The 695-nt window shown below is 64.5% G+C and carries 1 protein-coding gene; it reads left to right on the top strand.

Annotated features, from left to right (window positions below; genetic code table 11):
• Positions 1-695, top strand: a 695-nt coding sequence (locus tag AB3X94_RS41825) for an AMP-binding protein (RefSeq protein WP_368614469.1), incomplete at both ends; no start/stop codon positions are given.

Below are 695 nucleotides of genomic sequence, written 5' to 3'. Positions count from 1 at the left end.
AGTCGCCGGCGTGGGCCGGGCAGCCGGCATCGGATCCGGATGCGCGCGCGCTGGGCCTGGGCCCGCACCATCTGGCCTATGTGATCTACACGTCGGGCTCCACCGGCACGCCCAAGGGCGTGATGGTTGAACATCGGGGGGTGGTCCGGCTGGTGGCAGGGAGCGATTTCGTCGCAATCTCCCCGCAGGACGTCTTTCTCAACGCCTCCTCGCCGACGTTCGACGCGACGACGTTCGAGGTTTGGGGCGCCTTGGCGAATGGCGCCAGGGTGATGCTCTATCCCGGACGTTATATCTCGACATCAACGTTGGGCCGGATCATCCGCGACCAGGGCGTCACCATTGCCTGGATGACCGCACGGTTATTTGATCTGTATGTAGGGGAGGGGCGAAATACCGGTTCGCTGCAGCAGCTGCTGGTCGGAGGCGAAGAGGTTTCAGCCGCTTCCATTAAGGCATGCAAGAGCCGGCATCCGACGCTGCGGATATCAAATGGCTACGGGCCAACCGAGAACACCACCTTCACCCTCTGCTATCCGGTACCTGCTGGTTTCGATGGCCGGCACCGCGTTCCGATCGGCCGTCCGATTGCGAACACGCGGGTGTATGTGCTGGACGGTCATGGCGAGCCGGTGCCGTTCGGGGTGGTGGGCGAGCTCTGCATTGGCGGGGCGGGGGTCGCGCGGGGCTATCTG

Origin of the sequence: Paraburkholderia sp. BR10923 (genome assembly GCF_040948765.1) — a bacterium.
Taxonomy (GTDB): domain Bacteria; phylum Pseudomonadota; class Gammaproteobacteria; order Burkholderiales; family Burkholderiaceae; genus Paraburkholderia; species Paraburkholderia youngii.
This window is presented reverse-complemented; position numbering and strand designations above follow the sequence as displayed.